The organism is Mesorhizobium sp. WSM4810 (genome assembly GCF_055811235.1).
Genome location: NZ_JBVVQV010000005.1, coordinates 227,357 through 242,949, shown reverse-complemented (window position 1 = coordinate 242,949; position 15,593 = coordinate 227,357). Strand labels below are relative to the sequence as shown.

Sequence of the window (15,593 nt, the reverse complement as noted above, 5' to 3'; positions counted from 1 at the left end):
GGATGGCGCCCTTCATTGCCAAGCAGAACAGCATGTCGCGGTTAAGCTTTCGCCCATGATCAACCGGCAGTGTGGCCGCCGAAAGGCGGGGCAGGAAGTCGCGGCGCGCCGATCAGCGCGGCGACAGTTCCGGCCGGCGCCAGGTCGTAGGACGGCAGGAAGCGGGCAAAGGGCGCGACGACCGGGCATACCGCCATTCCCGCCAAGACCGGGCTGTCGCCTGGATGTTCGCTTGCGCGCCACAGCACCGGCTCGGCCGCCAGAGCCGCGCGGACAAGGCTCGGCGGCGTGCCATTTTCGGCAATTGCCTGTCTTGCGGCACGCGCCGCGCCGAGCGGCGCGATCAAAAATTCACCCGGTCTGTCCGCCAATGTGATCCTCCGGCGACCGTCCCAAGGGGCATTGTTCACGGCAGGCGCAGCGGGCGGCAGGTTGCGGGTTTCGCGACGCAGAAAAATGCCGGCACGCCGCGCATCGACCACCGTCCGCGACAATGTGGCGCAAAACGGGGTAGCGAAAAATGAGGTTGTGCCAGGTGGTCCGGGCCTCAGCCGGTTGAGCAGCGCCTCGCTGCGAGCCTGCTCGGGCAGAAACGCAATGCCGCCGACAGTCGCCAGCAGGACGCGCAGCGCGTAGACGGCCGCCGCCTCGTCGACGGCTGTCGCAAAGCCCGGATCGAGACGGATAAGGCCGGCTGCGGGCCTGCTGGCAAAGCCACGGATCAGCGCGGCGGCGCGATGGCCAAGCTGCTCGCGCTCCACCGCAGCCCGCGCGGCCAGCGCCAACGCGTCTTCCCGCGCACCATTGCGGTCGGCAAGCGCTGCGCGGATACGTGGCCTCTCGAAAGCCTCGTCTTCATTGGTCGGGTCTTCGGCCCAGCCGACATTCGCGCGCCGCAGGACTTCGCGCAGCGCAGCACGCCGTGTGCCGAGAAGCGGCCGTGCGATCCAGATCCGCCAGTCATAGAGGGTGGCCGGTGCCATGCCGGCCAGACCTCGCTCTGGCTCTCGCGCTCCCTCCTGGCGTGCTTGCCGCATCAGCACCGTCTCGGCCTGGTCGTCGGCCGTGTGGCCGGTCAGGATAAGGCCGATACCTTCCGCCTGCGCCGCCTCGGCCAGCAGCCGGTAGCGTGCCTCTCGCGCGGCAGCCGGCAGGCCGGTCGACGGCTTGCGTCCGGACCAGAGCAGGATGCGGTGGGCAATGCCGCGCCCGGCGCAAAACCTGGCCACGGCCTGTGCTTCCGCTGCCGAGCCCGGCCGCAGACCGTGATCGATGGTCACAGCCAGCAATTTCGTTGCCGGCGCGGTACGGTCGAGGTGATCTTTAAGGAGAAGGAGGAGGGCGGTCGAGTCGCTGCCGCCGGACACGGCCGCAACAGCGCCGCTGGTAAAGTCGATCTGCGAAAAAACCGAACGGTCAGGCTCGGTTTCGGGCGTCAATGCATATCGCCCAAAAGTGGCCCCGGATCTGGGGCAACAAGTCTTGGGGCAACGACGTGCAAGAGAAAAACTAACACGCCGCGAGCGCCCTTTCCTGCTTGACGCGTTCCTTGAGCGCGCCGGAAACGTTCGGATAGCGCTTGCCGATCTCGCCGAAAGTGGCGCAGGCCACGTCGCGCTGGTTCAATCCGACCAGCGACACACCGAGCTTCAGCAGCATGTCGGGAGCCTTCTTGGCCTTCGGATAGTCCTTGCTGGCGGCGAGGAAAGTCTCGGCCGCGTCGCGATACTTCTGCTGGCCGAGCAGCGACTCACCCAGCCAGTAATGCGCGTCCGCCGTCTTGGCGTCCTTGGGGAAGCGGGCGATGTGGTCGCGAAAACCCTGTTCGGCAGTGCCGTAGTCGCCCGACAGGATGAACTGATAGGAATTGCGGTAAAGCTCCTCCGGGTCGTCGGTGGCGGGCAGCGCCGCGACCACCGTATCGTCGGACTTGCCGGCCTGCGTGCCAGCGGCCTGGTCGCCGGAGACAGGGGCGGTGTTCTGCGCCGGTGCATGTGCCTGCGTCTTGCCGTCTGCGTCGATCACATTGCCGTTCTTGTCGACGGTGATGGTGCCGAACGTCTTCGGCGGCGTGCCCGGGATCACCGCGCCGGGTTCCCCTGTCGGTGATTCGACGATGACCTCGCCGCTCTGGCCGCCCGCGGGCGGTGTGCCCGCATCGGCCGGCGCATGCGTCGCCGGAGCCTCGGCGACGCTGCTGTCGGTGTTGGTGGTGGCGTCCGACTTCTTCTGCTCGCGTGGCTGCTGCGCGCCTTGTGAGCCGCCTTCCAGCTGCTGGAAACGGAACTCGTTATCTTCCTGCTGCTTGCGGATCTGCTCCTGCATCTGCAGCACCTGGAAGTTGAGCTCCTCGATCTTGCCGTTCATTTGCCGGAGTTGTTCCTCCAGCGCGGTAGTGCCGGTGCCATCCTGCGCAAATTGCACCTGATCCGGTTTCTTTTTTTCACCGAAAATGCCGAGCGTCGGCAGGCGGAAGGAAAAACCGCTTTTTTCTGTGCCTTGCTCATTGCCTACTGCCGGGGCAGCGACGCTTGATACGAGCAGCAACGCAAGCGTGCCGCTCAAGACCGATCTGAAATGCATGTGCCTCTCGCCGTGGATTGTTTGCCTGTTGCATGCCTTCCGATCGGAGTGGACCGTCAGGCGCCTCGGTTATTACCAAGGACGCAGGACTTCGGCCAAATTTTGTTTCAAGTCCCACATCCGGGCGCCGGACATGAAAAAGGCGGCCGCAGCCGCCTTTCACACGTAGGTGTTGCATTTCTGCCGATCGGAAAATTGCCGATCAGGAACCGGCGCCGCTGATCGTGGTGACGGCGCGGCGGTTCTGCGACCAGCAGGAGATGTCGTCGCAAACCGCGACCGGACGCTCCTTGCCGTAAGAAATGGTCTTCAGGCGCTGGCCGGAAACACCCCTGGCGACGAGGAAGTCGCGGGTGGCGGCGGCGCGGCGGGCGCCGAGCGCCAGATTGTATTCGCGCGTGCCGCGCTCGTCGGCATGGCCTTCAATGACGATGGCATACTGCCGATACTGGTTCAGCCATTGCGCCTGCCGCGAAAGCGTCGTCTGCGCGTCGGCGCGGATCGAGGACGAATCCGTGTCGAAGAAGATGCGGTCGCCGATGTTGACGGTAAAATCCTGGGCCGATCCGGGCGTTGCCGCCCCGGCGCCGCTGAGACCGAGATCGGCGGCGCTGTTCAGGTTCTTCTTCGAGGCGCAGCCGGCGATGGCGAGCAATGCCACCAGCGCGATCATCGCCGGGTTTCTGGTAAGTGCTGCGATACGGCCCATGCCGCCTCTCCTTCGCAATTCGAGTGATTTCGTTGATCGTCCAGTAACCACGTTTGGGTTAACCGGCGTTCAAGAAACACGGTTAAAATTTGGTTTCGGCTGCCGTCCACAGCCGTTTTGCCCAAGGGGAATCCGAGGAGGCAACAATGCGCGCGGACCGTAGGCAGAAATGCGGCTGAAACGCGACCAAGCCGTGGAAAAAGGGAATTGAGGAACTGAGGAATTGGGGAACTGAGGAACTGACGAACTGAGGAACTGAGGAAAGAGGTCACCTCAGCTTCTCTCTGAGATTGACCAGCATTCCGTAGATGCGGGGCATAGGATTGCAACCAGTCGTCGCGTTGCGCCTGGGTGATATACTCCAGATCGAACGCATACGAAATCCACGTCTCCACTTCACTGCATGACCCTATCGCCATCGAAATGAACCGTGCGAATTCGGGCTTGGAGCGGGTTTGTTTGGCAAAACCCTCAGCCAAATTGGCGCAGATCGCCTTGCTGGAACGACGTAGTTGATCGGCGAGCGCGTATTGCTCCATTTTCGGAAAAGCAAGCGTGGCTCTGTGTACCCCAAGGGAAACTGCATAGGCACGCTTATAGACTTCCAAATCCCTCGCGTGCTCGATGTAGGCCGCTGCCTTCTCCATCCTTCAGTTCTTCAACTCGTCAGTTCCTCAATTCCTCAATTCCCCTTCCAGCCTATTCCAGCAGCGGCGACCAGGCCGGGTCCGAAGCGAAATTCGAGGTCGGGATCGACTGTTCGTTGCGGCCGGTGAGATCGACCGAAACGAGTTTCGGGCCGCCGGCAGAATCGCGGAAGAACATCAGCACCCGGCCGTTGGGCGCCCAGGTCGGCCCCTCCTGCTGGAAGCCGGTTGAAAGGATGCGCTCGCCTGAACCGTCGACGCGCATGACGCCGATCTGGAACTCGCCGGCGGTCTGCTTGGTGAAGGCGATGAGATCGCCACGCGGTGACCACACCGGCGTCGAATAGACGCCGTCGCCGAAGGAGATGCGGGTCTGGCCAGAACCGTCGGCGCCCATCACATAGATCTGCGCGCGGCCGCCGCGGTCGGAGGTGAACACCACCTTGCTGCCATCCGGCGAATAGGACGGCGAGGTGTCGATGGCCGTCGAGTTGGTGAGCCTGGTCGTCGAGCGGCTTCTCAAATCCATGGCGAAGATGTTGGAATTGCCGTCGTCGCGCAGCAGGCTCATGATCACCTTCTGGCCGTCGGGCGAGAACCGCGGCGCAAAGGTCATGCCGGGAAAGTCGCCGACCAGTTCGCGCTGCCCGGTCTCGATCTGCAGCAGATAGACCTTCGGCTGGCCGCTTTCATAGGACATGTAAGTAATTTCCTGCCGGTTTGGCGAGAAACGCGGGGTCAGCACGATCGACCTGCCGTCCGACAGGTAGCGGATATTGGCGCCGTCCTGGTCCATGATGGCGAGGCGCTTCTTGCGCGCGTTCTTTGCGCCCGATTCGTCGATGAAGACGACGCGCGTGTCGAAATAGCCTTTCTCGCCGGTCAGCCGCTCATAGATGGCGTCGGCGATGATGTGGGCGACGCGCCTTGTGTTGGCGTCGTTGGCGAAGAACTGCTCGCCCGACATCTGCTGGCCGGCAAAGGTGTCCCACAACCGGTACTGGGCACGGACGCGGCCATCGGCCTCCTTGCTGACGCTGCCGGTGACCAGCGCCTGGGCATTGATCACCTTCCAGTCCTCGAAGCGAGGCGTGGCATCCGGGTTCGAGATCTTTTCGATGAAGGCGCTCTTGTCGATCGGCGCGAACAGGCCGGAGCGTTTCAGGTCTGCGCTGACGATGCCGGAAATCTCCGCGCCCAGCGCATCGCCGCCCTGGAAATCGGTGATGGCGATCGGCAGCGGCTCGACATTGCCTTTGTTGACGTTGAGCTCAACGAGCGCCCGCGCCGGCAAGGTGGCGGCGGCAGTCATGCCCAGCGCCATCGCTACGATCATCAGGAGCGGCTTGAGGATGGATTTCATGTCTTCTCGCTTCTCTTCAATGATTCTACGGGTCTTCAATGATTCTGGGGGCGCCAGGCCTACAGGCCCAGCATCTCCCTCGGATCGAAAGTGACCCGGACGTCGGCCCAGATGTCCTGCTTGCCGGCGGGAACCTGCAGACCGGCCATGTCGCATTTCTGAACCGCGCGTACGGCACTCTCGTCGAACGGGCGGCTTCCGCTCGATTTTTCGACAGCAGGCCGGCCATCCAGCTTGCCAGACGCGTCCAGATTGAAGCGGATCACGGCCACGTAGCTCTCCGAGCCCTCGACGCCAGCAGGAATTGACCAGCAACCGGCAAGCTGATCTCGGAGCGCCCCTTCCTCCGACTTCGACAACTTCTGGCCCTGATCCTTGTCACCACCGAGCGATGCCTGCTGGGTTGAGCGCTTGGCGCCGCCGCCGGATGGCTTCCGCTTGTCAAGCAGGGCAGCGACCTCATCGGCGTCAAACTGCTTCTCCTCGGATTTCGGCTTGGACGAGGCTTCCTTGACCGGCTTGTCGGCGTCCTTGCGCTCGGGCGCCTTGGCGCTTTCGGCCTGGGCCGGCTGCGGCTTCGGCCGCGCCTGGGGGGCGGGCGCCGATTCCGGAAGCTGCGTCGTCTCGGTTGGCGGCTCCTGGGCAATCGCTTCCGCGACCGCGTCCGGCTTGACCTCTGGCTTCGGGTCGATGGCGGCGGTCTTGTCCTGCGGCGGCGTCGGCGCCGGTTCCTTGGCCGGTGTCGGCTTGGGCTCCGCCTGCTTGACCGGCTCGGGCTTGACCTCTTCCTTCGGCTGCGGGACCGGTGCGACCTCCGTCGCCGGGACAGGCTTCGGCTGCTCCTTCGGCTTCGGCGCGTCCTCGGGCTTCGGCTTCTCTTTCGGCGTCGGCGCGGGCGGCGGCGCCTCAGCCATATCGACCGGCTGGGGCTTGGGTTCCGGCGTCGGCGGCTTGTCGGTATCGACGCTGTTGTCACCGACCGTCTTCGCGTCGGGAACGATATCCGGGCGCTGGGTCGGCAATGGCGCCGGCTTTTCGCTCACCGCAGCCTTCTTGTCGCCTTTCTGTATCTGCGCGATCGCTTCCATCGGCACGATCTCGACTGCGACCGACTCGACTTCGGACGACGGAAGCGCAGCCGGCGCCGACAGCGTGAACAGCCCGAAGGCGATCGCCGTCGCATGCAAGATCACCGATGTGGTGAGGCCGGTCCGCATGTTCTTGTCTACTGGTCCTGTTCCTGCAGCGAGATGAGACTCATATTCTTGTAGCCAGCGGCTTGGACACGGGCCATGACCTGCAGAGCCGCTCCATAATTGGTTGCCTTGTCGGCGCGAAAGAAGATGCGCTCGTCATAGCCGGTCTTCGAGATCGCCTGCAGCTTTGCCACCAGTTCCTCGATTGGGATCTCGGTCTTCTGGATGTAAATCTGGCCGGCGGAGTTGATGGATACCTCGATCGGTTGCGTGTCGGCCGCAATCGCCTTGGCCTGTGTTTCCGGCAGGTCGACCGGAACGCCGACCGTCAGCAGTGGCGCGGCGACCATGAAGATGATCAACAGCACCAGCATCACATCGACCATCGGCGTGACGTTGATTTCCGATATCATCGCGTGATGGCGGCCGCGCCGCCTGTGGCCGCGACCACCGCGTCCCCCGCCACCCGCGCCTACAGACATTCCCATGATTGTTCCTCAGGTCTTCTGCGCGACTTTTTCATCGATTTGGCGCGAGAGTATGGCGGAGAACTCGTCCGCGAACCCTTCCATGCGCACGGCGATCTTGCTCGCGTCCGACGACAGCTTGTTGTAGGCGATGACGGCGGGAATAGCCGCCAGCAGGCCAATTGCCGTGGCCAGCAGCGCCTCGGCAATGCCGGGTGCGACCACCGACAGGCTGGTGTTCTTCGATGCCGCGATCGCCTGGAACGAGGTCATGATGCCGATCACGGTGCCGAACAGGCCGATGAACGGCGCCGCCGAGCCAGTGGTGGCGAGAAAGCCAAGCCGTCCTTCCAGTTTTTCCATTTCGCGGGTCAGCGCCAGGTCCATCGCCTTGTCGATGCGGGTCTGCAGGCCAAGCGGCGATTTCGCCCCCTTCTCGAAGCTCTTCTTCCATTCGCGCATGGCGGCGACGAAGATGGCGCCCATGCCTGACGTCTTGCGGTCGGCGAGCGTGCGATAGAGCTCTTCCAGCGACTGCCCGGACCAGAACACCTGTTCGAAGCGATTGAGCGCGAGCCGCATGCGGCCATAGGCGACGAGCTTGTCGACGATGATCGCCCAGGTCCAGATCGAGGCGCAGAGCAGCCCGATCATGACCAGCTTGACCACCCAGCCGGCCTGCGTGAACAGCGCCCAAATCGACAAATGCGCGCCCGGTTCGGCGAGTGCGATATTTTCCATGGTTACGTCCTTAAGAATTTCCGGGCACGGCTGGCGGCTGGCCCATAGGCATCCCTTATAATCCGTTCGCGCAAAGCTTGCGGAATAACCCCAAAATGCACCGTAGGCGGCCTTTTCAGGGCAAATCTTGGTGAAAGGAAGGCGCTGGATTCCTCCAATCTTCACCACTCTCTTCATGAACTGTTATGGTTAAGGATGGGTTAGGACGCACAGCGCGGCGCATTGCCGCGCCTTGGGCGAGCCGCCTGGCATTGTCAGCGGATCATTGGGATCGGTAACTTGCCGATTTGAACTATCGATTTGTCTTGGGCATGAAGGTTGCGATCCATTCCTTCGGAAAGCGCCTTGGCCGGCCGTTCTCGCCGATGATCGCCGCCTCGACCCGCGCCTCGACCAGCACCTCGCCGCCGCGCTTCAGCTGCTGCGCCATAAAGATGCGGGCGCCCGAAATGTCCTCGGTGCGCGTCTCGATGGTCAAGACATCGTCCATGCGGGCGGAGCCGCGAAAGTCGATTTCCATGCGCCGCACCACCCAGATTATTCTTTCGCCATGCTTGCCGTCGGCAAGCTCGGTGTGGTGGACGCCGGCAAGCCTGAGATAATCGGAACGGCCGCGCTCGAAGAATTCGAGATAGCGCGCGTGATAGACGACACCGGAGAAATCGGTGTCGGCATAATAGACCCGCGCCATCAGCCGGTGGCCGAATTCGGTCAGCGCGCCGGAAAGCCCGGCGCAGAGCGCCGCCGATTCACCATGATCGTCCATCGCGCTTTCCTTTTTTGGCCTGACCGGGCACCTAAAGCGCGACGCGCTTCAGGTAGTGTTTCCGGGCGCGTCGTTGTCCAAAAGCCGCTACACAGTTTTGGGCGACACGCATTAACTTGGCGCATGAACCCGATGGCACTGTTGACGGCGATGATCAAGACCTTGATGGCGGCGCTGCTTGTGCTGGCCGCGCTGGTGCCGCCGGGCCAGGCGGCGAGCTTTATGATGAAGCGCGGCCTCAATCTCGACCAATGGACGACATGGCCGGGCGAGGACAAATGGGGCGACCGGCAAGCAATCCTGCCCTATCCGGAATGGCGCAAATTCCTCAACGACGACGACCTCAAGGCGCTGAAGAGCGCCGGCTTCGATTTCCTGCGCATGCCGGTCGATCCGTCGCCGTTCCTGTCCGGCGAGACGCTGGCGCTGCGCGACGAGCTCTATGCCAGCGTGCTGGCCTCGGTGCGCATGATCAATCGCGCCGGCTTGAAGGTGATCGTCGACTTGCATCTGATCCCCAGCGGCAGCAGCCGCAAGATCGGCATGGGCGAGGTGATGGACGATCCACAAATGTTCGACGCCTATGTCGAAATGGTGCGCAAGATGGCGCGCACGCTGGCCGATGAGGATCCGCGCCAAGTCGCTTTCGAGCCGATGAACGAGCCGGTCACCGACTGCGACGCCGACGGCACCGGCCTGTGGCCGGAGCGCCAGCAGAAACTGTTCGCGGCGGCGCGTTCGTCAGCCACCAGGCTCACCCTGATCCTGACCGGCGCCTGCTATTCCAATGCGGCATCGCTGGCAAAGATCGATCCGAAGGCGATCCCCGACGCCAACATCATCTGGACCTTTCACTCCTACGACCCGTTCCTGCTGACCCATCAGGGCGCGACCTGGGCCGGCGACTTCATCCCCTATGTCACCGGCCTGCCCTATCCGCTCAGCGCCGTCCCACGCGCCCAACTGGATGCTGCGCTCGATACGATCCGCGCGAGGATCAAGGCAGAGGCGCCATGGGCGCGCCAGAGCGGCCTGCTTGCCTATCTCGACGAGCAGGTGGCCGGCCTGGATACGGATCAGAAACTGCGCGAGACGATAGAGGCGCCGTTCACCAGGGTCGAGGCCTGGGCAAAGGCCAACGGGATCAAACCGGAGAACATCACGCTCGGCGAATTCGGCATGATCCGCCAGGAATACGGCAATGCCTACGTGATGCCGGCCGAATACCGTGCCGCTTATGTCAGGGACATGATCGCGCGCGCCGAAGCCCATGGCTTCGCATGGTCGATCTGGAGCTATGGCGGCGCCTTCGGCATCATCGACGCTTTTGATGGCGACAAGGCCGAGCCGGATGTGATGGATGCGATCAGGTTACTTCACTGAAGCGCCGAACCCAATTCGATCGAAAGAATCTCTGGACGCATCCCGAAACGCACCGGCAGGATGCTAAAACCGAGACCTCCAGAGACGATCAGGTTGCCGTTCTCCTCCACGACATGACCATAGGCAAACCGGTTGCCGAAGCGGGATGGCACGACCGGAGAATAGCCGAGCAACCGCACCTGTCCGCCATGGGTATGGCCCGAAAGGGTCAACGATACCCGTGGCGGGACCTTCGGGAAAATGTCCGGCTCATGTGCAAGCAGGATAACGGGAGCCTTGTCGCTTACCTTTGCCAGCGTGCCGTGCAGGTCGTCCAGTCCTGTGAACCTGCTGCGGCCCCAGGCCTTGCCCGGCCGCAGCGCAAGTTGGTCGGCAAGTCCGGCGACCCAGAAGCCATACCCGTCTTTTTCCAGGCGCACCACATCGTTTTCCAGGACCGGTATGCCGGCGCTCTCGAGCGCCCGGCGCGCCACCGTCGGCCCCAACCCGGCCTTCTGCGCGGAAAGGTCCTCCCACCAGTCGTGATTGCCAAGGATTGACCACACCCCGAGCGGCGCCTTCAGGCCTGACAAGGCCGGCGCCCATTCGGAGGAAGCCACCCAGTCCGTAACCAGGCGTGTGCCGGCTGCATAGTCGCCAAGCAGGACAATCAGATCCGGCTGCAGGCTGTTCGCCCGTTCGGCAAGCGACCTGATCCGCTCCGGCGTCATCCATGGCCGACAGACATGAATATCGGCGAGAGCGACGACGCGAAGGTGCAATCCTGCAGGCCAGTTTGGCGGGGTCAGTGAATAGCGCTTTACATGCGTCAGCAGCAGCGGCTCGAGGCCAACCGCATAAGCACTGAGCGACACGGCGGATAGGAAGGAACCGCCGATGAGGCGCAGGAAGCCGCGTCTGGTGATCATCGCTCAACCCCATCGTTCGTGGAACCGACGGTCCCACAGCGAAGCGTTAGAGCCCGCAAATGCGCCGGCAAGCTGACCAGGATTAGGAGATTTTGCGCAGCAAAGAAGGCCGCAACGCCGCGCCGACGCTACTCTTCCTGGAATAGGCTGATCTGCTGCTGCGCCAGGTCCTTCGGCGCATCGAGGCCGAGATGCCGCCAGGCATTGGCGGTCAGCACGCGGCCGCGCGGTGTGCGCTGAATAAAACCCTGTTGGATCAGATAGGGCTCGATGATGTCCTCGATGGCGTCGCGCGGCTCGGAAAGCCCTGCCGCGATGGTCTCGATGCCGACCGGCCCGCCGCCAAAATTCCGCGCGATCATCGAGAGATAGCGGCGGTCGAGCGCGTCGAGGCCGAGCGCATCGACCTCGAGCCGCGTCAGCGCCTCGTCGGCGATCTGGCGGTCGACGTGACCGTCGCCGGCGACGGAGGCAAAATCACGCACGCGGCGCAACAGCCGGCCGGCGATGCGCGGCGTGCCGCGCGCGCGCCGAGCGATCTCAAGCGCGCCATCGTCGCCGAGCGGCATGGCAAGGATGCGGGCGCCGCGGCGCACGACCTGCTCCAGTTCCTCGACCGAGTAGAAATTGAGGCGGACCGGAATGCCGAAACGGTCGCGCAGCGGATTGGTCAAAAGGCCGAGCCGGGTGGTGGCGGCGACCAGTGTGAAGCGGGCAAGATCGATCTTGACCGAACGCGCCGCCGGCCCTTCGCCGATGATCAGGTCGAGCTGGAAATCCTCCATCGCCGGATAGAGGATTTCCTCGACCGCCGGGTTGAGCCGGTGGATCTCGTCGATGAACAGCACGTCGCGGTCTTCGAGATTGGTGAGCAGTGCTGCTAGATCGCCGGCCTTGGCGATGACCGGACCGGAGGTCGAGCGGAAATTGACGCCGAGCTCGCGTGCCATGATCTGCGCCAGCGTCGTCTTGCCGAGGCCGGGCGGCCCGACGAACAGCACATGGTCGAGCGCCTCGCTGCGGCCCTTGGCGGCCTCGATAAACACTTTGAGATTGGCCCGCACCGCCGCCTGGCCGACGAAATCGCCGAGCGTCTGCGGCCGCAAGGTCTGCTCGGCATCTTCGCCGCGCTTGTCGGGAGCAATGAGGCGTGGCGAAAGGCTCATGCCGCCTTCCTTGCACAGGGCAGAGAACGGGACAAGCGCAGACTCACCGCGCCAGTTCCTTCAGTCCGAAGCGGATCAGCTTCGACGCATCCGCGTCCTCGCCGGCGCTTTTCAGCGCCGCCGCCACCGCATTGGCGGCGGTATCGCGTGAATAGCCGAGATTGACCAGCGCTGAGACGGCGTCGGTGATTGGCGCCGGCGCGACGCCTTCGCCAAGCTCCTGCTTCAGGCCGATGGTGCCGGAGGCAGCGCCGGCAAAGGCCGGCGCCTTGTTCTTCAGTTCGGTGACGATGCGCTCGGCCACCTTCTTGCCGACACCGGGCGCGCGGCTGACCATGGCAATATCCCGCAATGCGATGGCATTGGCGAGATCGGCCGGCGCCAGCGTCGACAGGATGGCCAGCGCGACCTTGGCGCCAACGCCCTGCACATTGTTCATCAACAGCCGGAACCATTCACGCTCCAGCACCGACTGGAAACCGTACAGCCGCAGCATGTCTTCGCGGACATAGGTCTCGATAAACAGCACCACCGCCTCGCCGGGGGCCGGCAAGGCGGCCAGCGTGCGCGTCGAGCAGTGGGCGACATAGCCTACGCCATGCACGTCGATAGTGCAGAAATCCTCGTCGACCTCGTCCAGCGTGCCTTTTAGCTTGCCGATCATGTGTGGTCCCTCATGCCAGCGCCGCCAACCTATAGACAACACTCTGCCGGTGATGCGCGTGGCAGATGGCAATGGCCAGCGCGTCGGCGGCATCGTCGGTGTCGAACGTCGCCTTCGGCATCAGCACCTTGACCATCATGTGGATCTGCTTCTTGTCGCCATGACCGACGCCGATCACCGCCTTCTTGACGGCGTTGGGCGCATATTCGGCAACGACCAGGCCGGCCAGCGCCGGCACCAGCATGGCGATGCCGCGCGCCTGGCCGAGCTTCAGCGTCGCGGCCGCATCCTTGTTGACGAAGGTCTGCTCAACCGCTGCTTCGTGCGGCATGGCGGCATGCAGGATCTCGGCAAGTCCGTCATGCAACTGGCAAAGCCGTGTCGCCAGCGTCGCCTTGTCGTCGGAACGCACGGTGCCGGAGGCGACGAAGCGCAGCGAGTTGCCGAGGCTTTCGACGATGCCCCAACCGGTGCGCCTCAGCCCCGGATCGATGCCGATGATGCGAATCGTTTCCCCCATCCGCCAAGTTTACCCGTGGCGGACAGCGATGCCAGCGAAATGTGAACAAACCAGAAACGGTTCCGCTGCGTCCCACAGGCTGTTTGAGAATTCGCTCTGACGAGACAGACGGCGTGGTCTGCGAGAACCGAAGCGGAGCGGACATTTGGGTCCGTGAGCCGCGCGTAGATCCCCTCGCTTCAATTCCGATGTCGTAGCGCATCGACGATGACTTTGAACGCGCGAAGATTTTGACGACGGCTCGGATAGTAGAGGAAATAGCCTTCAAAAAACGGCGACCAATCGTCCAGGAGCTGAACCAGCTTGCCACGTGCGATGTGCTGCTCGACGATGATCTCCGGGACGTAGGCGACGCCGTATCCACTGGCCGCGGCATCAATCGTGGCATAAGTATTATTGAAGGTCAGTTGACCGTTGACTCGAACGCGGAGCGCCTGCCCATCCTTCTCGAACTCCCAGGCGTAAAGGCCGCCGGCGCTTTCATGACGCATGTTGATACAGAGATGCCGAATCAGTTCTTGCGGGTGCTCGGGCACACCATGCGCGGCGAGATAGGCAGGCGAAGCAATGGCGACCAGACGCCAGTCGGGACCGATGCGCACCGCGATCATATCCTTCTCAACGCTCTCTCCAATCCGGACGCCGGCGTCGGAGCCTTCCTCAACGATGTTGCGGAAGGTGCTGTCCAGGATCAGTTCGACGCTGATATCGGGATAGGCGACAAGCACCGGCTTGAGCTTGGGCCAGACCACGCTTTCGAGTGCATGGTCGGACAGGGTCAGCCTGATCGAGCCTGACGGCTTGTCGTGGAGCGCCGTCAGCGCCGCGATCTCGTCGTCGATTTCGGCGATGCGCGGCGCAATTGTCTGCAGCAGCCGTTCGCCCGCGATCGTCGTTGCGACGTTGCGCGTGGTGCGGGTCAGCAGGCGGATGCCCATGCGCGCTTCGAGCTGCTTGATTGTATGGCTGAGCGTCGATTGCGCCGGAAGGCGGCGGTCGCTTCGGGAACGAGGCGGTTGGCGATCTTTGCTACTACGCCCCTTGGGGCAATCTTGCGATGTTTCATGGTCCCTATCGGTGGTCGCGCGGCCTGATCCGGCTCGGGCGTCTCGACCAGGGGCCAGCGCCGCTTCTGGTGCGCGGAGAGCATCCGATGCGCGTCGAAGTTCTTCCTGAGCCCGGAAGGCTACCGCACAATGGATGAACGCCGCCTCCCGCGCTCCACTTTATTGCAAGGGTCAAATTTGAGCTTCCGCATTCATGTTTTGTCGAGCGTATCTCTTAGAGTCGCTTAAACCTTCTGCGCCGTAAGTTTTAGCCGTGCTGAATCGCCGTCAGCGCCGATGACGACGAAATAGGAGAACGCAATGACTCGAAATCACGTTGAACGTCTTGGAGAGTTCAGGGAAATCCTGGTCGCGACTCGACGCGAAGGAGTCCGTAACGTGCACCATACCCGCGACGCAATGCGGGCAAGCGGCTTTCAGATCGGGGACAGCGACGGCTCCAGCTACGGAGCCAAGCTAAAGGAACTCCAAGAGGAAATCGAGGCAGTCGATCGCGCCATCGAAGACGAGAAGCGGCTGGCCTTGCCCCTTGAGAGTGCGGCTCAATCCCGCCGACCACCAAAGCCGAGAATCGTGAAGGGAACATAGAGTCGGCGACGGCCCTTGCTGCCCGTCGCGTGGATTCGCCTGCGACATCGTGTCGGGCTCGTCGCCGCCGTGCAACTAGCCCTGAACGTCATCCGTTGCCATCAAACGTGGCGGCCGAAGCCGCCCTGTGTCGATGTCGATTCGCTGTGTCCATCGTTGTCGATGCCGTCGCTACCCTCGCCAACGGCGTTCTTCAGGTATCCGATCTGAAACGCGATATTTGGATATGAAATCACGGAGGCCAGCTTCTGGCGCAAGGCGGTCGGCTGGATGAAAAGGTCGGCTTTCTAGCGCCATCATCCCGAAAGCGAACGTTCCGCTTCCGGCCCCACGATGCTCGTTCGCGTCATTGTCGGATCGCAGTCGATGCGATCGTGCGATCGCGTCATTTCCGCAAGATCTTCTCCATCGCCTTGCCCCTGGCAAGCTCGTCGATCAGCTTGTCGAGGTAGCGGATTTCCTTCATCAGCGGGTCTTCGATGTCTTCCACCCGGACACCGCAGATCACCCCCGTGATCAAATTCCGAGAAGGATTCAGTTGAGGCGCCTGATCAAAGAAATCCTTCAGGCTGGTTTTCTTCCCCAGCTGGGCGTCCAGCCGCTTCTGGGTGTAGCCCGTCAGCCAGCGGATGATCTCATCGACCTCGGCTTTGGTGCGGCCTTTCTTTTCTGCCTTGGCGACATAGTGCGGATAGACCCTGGCAAAGCTCATGGAATAGATTCGATGCTCGGTCATGGCACTCCCTCATGCGTCGGGATCGGGGCCAAGAAGCGGCATCACGTCCACGGCATCGCAGGGGAAGATCGTAAAGTGTGGATGGCCTT

General features: G+C 62.9%; 17 protein-coding genes and 2 pseudogenes. 3 read left to right on the top strand and 16 right to left on the bottom strand.

What is annotated here, in order from left to right; all coding sequences use genetic code 11:
* Positions 1–59 precede the first annotated feature (59 nt).
* From tilS to ybgC, 9 genes are all read right to left on the bottom strand, one after another.
* A complete protein-coding gene (gene tilS, locus AC0L3O_RS10265) occupies positions 60–1,439 on the bottom strand; it encodes a tRNA lysidine(34) synthetase TilS (RefSeq protein ID WP_473615488.1) in 1,380 nt (459 codons plus the stop codon).
* A gap of 70 nt (positions 1,440–1,509) precedes the next feature.
* Positions 1,510–2,583, bottom strand: a complete 1,074-nt coding sequence (gene ybgF / locus AC0L3O_RS10260; RefSeq protein ID WP_287341882.1) for a tol-pal system protein YbgF — start codon at positions 2,581–2,583, stop codon at positions 1,510–1,512.
* A 202-nt stretch (positions 2,584–2,785) separates the two neighbouring features.
* Positions 2,786–3,292 carry a peptidoglycan-associated lipoprotein Pal gene (gene pal / locus AC0L3O_RS10255; protein WP_128177544.1) on the bottom strand — a complete coding sequence of 169 codons (507 nt, stop codon included), beginning with the start codon at positions 3,290–3,292 and terminating at the stop codon, positions 2,786–2,788.
* A complete protein-coding gene (locus tag AC0L3O_RS10250; RefSeq protein ID WP_473615487.1) occupies positions 3,253–3,939 on the bottom strand; it encodes a four helix bundle protein in 687 nt (228 codons plus the stop codon). Before AC0L3O_RS10250 ends, pal begins: the two co-directional genes overlap by 40 nt.
* A 52-nt stretch (positions 3,940–3,991) precedes the next feature.
* Positions 3,992–5,275, bottom strand: coding sequence for a Tol-Pal system beta propeller repeat protein TolB (tolB, locus tag AC0L3O_RS10245; RefSeq protein ID WP_245268562.1), 1,284 nt, complete (start codon positions 5,273–5,275; stop codon positions 3,992–3,994).
* 86 nt (positions 5,276–5,361) lie between these two features.
* Positions 5,362–6,519, bottom strand: a complete 1,158-nt coding sequence (locus AC0L3O_RS10240) for an energy transducer TonB family protein (protein WP_473615485.1) — start codon at positions 6,517–6,519, stop codon at positions 5,362–5,364.
* Positions 6,520–6,527: 8 nt separating this feature from the next.
* Positions 6,528–6,986, bottom strand: a complete 459-nt coding sequence (locus AC0L3O_RS10235; protein WP_077375321.1) for an ExbD/TolR family protein — start codon at positions 6,984–6,986, stop codon at positions 6,528–6,530.
* A 9-nt stretch (positions 6,987–6,995) separates the two neighbouring features.
* The gene (gene tolQ / locus AC0L3O_RS10230; protein ID WP_023799988.1) at positions 6,996–7,706 is read right to left on the bottom strand and encodes a protein TolQ; all 711 of its coding nucleotides are present in this window, start codon (positions 7,704–7,706) and stop codon (positions 6,996–6,998) included.
* A gap of 292 nt (positions 7,707–7,998) precedes the next feature.
* Complete coding sequence (gene ybgC / locus AC0L3O_RS10225; protein ID WP_023799989.1) at positions 7,999–8,472, bottom strand: tol-pal system-associated acyl-CoA thioesterase; 474 nt, start codon at positions 8,470–8,472, stop codon at positions 7,999–8,001.
* A 132-nt stretch (positions 8,473–8,604) separates the two neighbouring features.
* On the opposite strand from ybgC, the gene AC0L3O_RS10220 reads away from it, so the two are divergent.
* Positions 8,605–9,855, top strand: a complete 1,251-nt coding sequence (locus AC0L3O_RS10220; RefSeq protein WP_473535734.1) for a glycoside hydrolase family 5 protein — start codon at positions 8,605–8,607, stop codon at positions 9,853–9,855.
* On the opposite strand, the gene AC0L3O_RS10215 is transcribed toward AC0L3O_RS10220, so the two are convergent.
* The 5 genes and pseudogenes from AC0L3O_RS10215 to AC0L3O_RS10195 all read right to left on the bottom strand — a co-directional run.
* On the bottom strand, positions 9,849–10,763 hold the full coding sequence (locus AC0L3O_RS10215; RefSeq protein ID WP_473535735.1) for a metallophosphoesterase: 915 nt from the start codon (positions 10,761–10,763) through the stop codon (positions 9,849–9,851). The genes AC0L3O_RS10220 and AC0L3O_RS10215 overlap by 7 nt on opposite strands.
* A 128-nt stretch (positions 10,764–10,891) precedes the next feature.
* Entirely contained in the window at positions 10,892–11,929 is a 1,038-nt protein-coding gene (gene ruvB, locus AC0L3O_RS10210; RefSeq protein ID WP_128245954.1) for a Holliday junction branch migration DNA helicase RuvB, read from the bottom strand.
* Between the two features lie 43 nt (positions 11,930–11,972).
* Positions 11,973–12,593, bottom strand: coding sequence for a Holliday junction branch migration protein RuvA (ruvA, locus tag AC0L3O_RS10205; RefSeq protein WP_473535736.1), 621 nt, complete (start codon positions 12,591–12,593; stop codon positions 11,973–11,975).
* A 10-nt stretch (positions 12,594–12,603) separates the two neighbouring features.
* Entirely contained in the window at positions 12,604–13,113 is a 510-nt protein-coding gene (gene ruvC, locus AC0L3O_RS10200) for a crossover junction endodeoxyribonuclease RuvC (RefSeq protein ID WP_023799993.1), read from the bottom strand.
* 179 nt (positions 13,114–13,292) lie between these two features.
* A pseudogene (locus AC0L3O_RS10195) lies at positions 13,293–14,096 on the bottom strand (LysR family transcriptional regulator); the annotation flags it as partial.
* Here AC0L3O_RS10195 and AC0L3O_RS10190 point away from each other — a divergent pair.
* Positions 14,090–14,317: pseudogene (locus AC0L3O_RS10190) on the top strand (cyclophilin-like fold protein); the annotation flags it as partial. The pseudogenes AC0L3O_RS10195 and AC0L3O_RS10190 overlap by 7 nt on opposite strands.
* 163 nt (positions 14,318–14,480) lie before the next feature.
* Positions 14,481–14,768, top strand: coding sequence for a hypothetical protein (locus AC0L3O_RS10185; RefSeq protein ID WP_128172642.1), 288 nt, complete (start codon positions 14,481–14,483; stop codon positions 14,766–14,768).
* A 101-nt stretch (positions 14,769–14,869) separates the two neighbouring features.
* On the opposite strand, the gene AC0L3O_RS10180 is transcribed toward AC0L3O_RS10185, so the two are convergent.
* Both AC0L3O_RS10180 and AC0L3O_RS10175 read right to left on the bottom strand, forming a co-directional pair.
* Entirely contained in the window at positions 14,870–15,025 is a 156-nt protein-coding gene (locus tag AC0L3O_RS10180; protein WP_473532373.1) for a hypothetical protein, read from the bottom strand.
* A gap of 128 nt (positions 15,026–15,153) precedes the next feature.
* Positions 15,154–15,504: a DUF2200 domain-containing protein gene (locus tag AC0L3O_RS10175; protein ID WP_128245951.1), complete on the bottom strand. Its 351-nt coding sequence runs from the start codon at positions 15,502–15,504 to the stop codon at positions 15,154–15,156.
* Positions 15,505–15,593 lie beyond the last annotated feature (89 nt).

What these genes read in the sequence shown, in the direction of transcription:
- AC0L3O_RS10215 (WP_473535735.1), bottom strand. Translation starts at nt 10,763, where the DNA reads ATGATCACCAGACGCGGCTTCCTGCGCCTCATCGGCGGTTCCTTCCTA.
- ybgC (WP_023799989.1), bottom strand. Translation starts at nt 8,472, where the DNA reads ATGGACGATCATGGTGAATCGGCGGCGCTCTGCGCCGGGCTTTCCGGC.
- AC0L3O_RS10235 (WP_077375321.1), bottom strand. Translation starts at nt 6,986, where the DNA reads ATGGGAATGTCTGTAGGCGCGGGTGGCGGGGGACGCGGTGGTCGCGGC.
- tolQ (WP_023799988.1), bottom strand. Translation starts at nt 7,706, where the DNA reads ATGGAAAATATCGCACTCGCCGAACCGGGCGCGCATTTGTCGATTTGG.
- AC0L3O_RS10185 (WP_128172642.1), top strand. Translation starts at nt 14,481, where the DNA reads ATGACTCGAAATCACGTTGAACGTCTTGGAGAGTTCAGGGAAATCCTG.
- ruvC (WP_023799993.1), bottom strand. Translation starts at nt 13,113, where the DNA reads ATGGGGGAAACGATTCGCATCATCGGCATCGATCCGGGGCTGAGGCGC.
- ruvB (WP_128245954.1), bottom strand. Translation starts at nt 11,929, where the DNA reads ATGAGCCTTTCGCCACGCCTCATTGCTCCCGACAAGCGCGGCGAAGAT.
- pal (WP_128177544.1), bottom strand. Translation starts at nt 3,292, where the DNA reads ATGGGCCGTATCGCAGCACTTACCAGAAACCCGGCGATGATCGCGCTG.
- AC0L3O_RS10250 (WP_473615487.1), bottom strand. Translation starts at nt 3,939, where the DNA reads ATGGAGAAGGCAGCGGCCTACATCGAGCACGCGAGGGATTTGGAAGTC.
- ybgF (WP_287341882.1), bottom strand. Translation starts at nt 2,583, where the DNA reads ATGCATTTCAGATCGGTCTTGAGCGGCACGCTTGCGTTGCTGCTCGTA.
- AC0L3O_RS10220 (WP_473535734.1), top strand. Translation starts at nt 8,605, where the DNA reads ATGGCACTGTTGACGGCGATGATCAAGACCTTGATGGCGGCGCTGCTT.
- ruvA (WP_473535736.1), bottom strand. Translation starts at nt 12,593, where the DNA reads ATGATCGGCAAGCTAAAAGGCACGCTGGACGAGGTCGACGAGGATTTC.
- tolB (WP_245268562.1), bottom strand. Translation starts at nt 5,275, where the DNA reads ATGATCGTAGCGATGGCGCTGGGCATGACTGCCGCCGCCACCTTGCCG.
- AC0L3O_RS10240 (WP_473615485.1), bottom strand. Translation starts at nt 6,519, where the DNA reads ATGCGGACCGGCCTCACCACATCGGTGATCTTGCATGCGACGGCGATC.
- AC0L3O_RS10175 (WP_128245951.1), bottom strand. Translation starts at nt 15,504, where the DNA reads ATGACCGAGCATCGAATCTATTCCATGAGCTTTGCCAGGGTCTATCCG.